This window comes from Endozoicomonas sp. Z74 (genome assembly GCF_057680865.1).
In genome coordinates this window covers 1-1,453 of record NZ_JBLYZI010000234.1, presented here as the reverse complement: position 1 = coordinate 1,453, position 1,453 = coordinate 1, and the positions used below count along the sequence as shown (strand labels likewise).

1 protein-coding gene is annotated in these 1,453 nt (G+C 45.8%); it reads left to right on the top strand.

The genetic code is table 11. The annotated features are described in order from the left end of the window. Positions 1–539: 539 nt before the first annotated feature. Positions 540–1,331 carry an inner membrane CreD family protein gene (locus tag ACNRUY_RS26455; protein ID WP_488114657.1) on the top strand — a complete coding sequence of 264 codons (792 nt, stop codon included), beginning with the start codon at positions 540–542 and terminating at the stop codon, positions 1,329–1,331. Positions 1,332–1,453 lie beyond the last annotated feature (122 nt).

The following is a 1,453-nucleotide window of genomic DNA, read 5'->3' as shown; positions in this document are numbered from 1 at the left end:
CCAGTACATGTGTGGTTTTTTTAGGGTCTCGCTTATCAGTGAGCGAGGAGAATTTGGAAAACAGGGCTTTTGCAGACATCGAAAGACAGGAAAAACCCTGATTATACAGGCTGTTTCTTGATGGCGCAGTTCAATTGGTGATCATGTTTTTGCCCTGGTGAGGCCGAAGATAAAAAAGCACTCGCATCACAAGGACACCGGGAGCCTCTGATTTTACAGTCCGATTCATTGTATTGCAGGCACCCTATTCGCACACATACTGGCTTTGCCATTATTTATTCACACAGAGGCCCTGCCCCTTACCCGATAATGGCTGAAGAAGCTAAAGAGTTTATCGATGGTGTTCAAGTGCCAAACCCGTAGAGAAGCAGGAAGTAATGTACACTCTCTTATTTGACAAACCGATGATGCCCTCTATTTTTGCAGGCAATGCTCTGTGCATGAAAACGCTACAATGCTAGTGCTACTAATTTGAGAGAAAGCATTTCAACCGGTTATACAGCGTCATATCCCATCAGAAAGCGGAGGTATAAGATACAGTGAAAGTTATCCAGGGAGTCAATGCCAAGCTGATTATTATTGGCGTTCTGATACTTGTGATTCTAATCCCCATGTCCATGATTGAATCCCTGATATCAGAAAGGCAGGAGAGAAAAGCGGAGGCCGTACTGGATGTCACCTCCAAGTGGGGGAAAGACCAGGTCATTACCGGCCCCATTATTACTATCCCCTATAAAACCTACTCCAGGACCAGCGCCACAGGAGAAAGAGAAACCCTCCATTACCGGCACTTCCTGCCAGAAAACCTGACGATAGAGGGCAACCTCGCCAGCGAAAGAAGAGAGCGGGGTATTTATGAAGTGGTTCTGTATAACAGCCAACTTTCAATCAAAGGCCACTTTGCCGACAACCTCCTGAGCCAGTTTTCGGTTCCCGAAAAAGATGTGATGATTGACGATGCCGTTATATCCCTGGGCATCAGTGATATGGGGGGCATTCAAAAAAGAGTTGAGGCCTCCTTTGCTAACCAGAATATAACCATTGAACCGGGCGTCACAACTAAAGACGTGATTTCTGCCGGGGTTCACTCAAAACAGATAGACCTTCGCAGGCAGACTCCCTACAGCTTTGACTTTAAACTGGATATCAATGGCAGCGAATCCCTTTCATTTATTCCCGTTGCCGAAGAGAACACCGTCCATCTGAAGTCTGACTGGAAATCTCCCAGTTTTGAGGGGGCTTTTTTACCCAGAAATCGCAACATTGACAACGAGGGTTTCAACTCAGAATGGCGGGTACTGAATTTAAACCGAAACTACCCTCAATTGTAGTAGTTCAGACCTGATCTGACAGTCACCGATTTTTCAGAGGGTGTCTGTCAGGTCAAATTCAGGCTACAAATTTTTCCTTCCAGATCTCTTTGCCATCTATCAGAGTTTCCATTGGCGTTCTT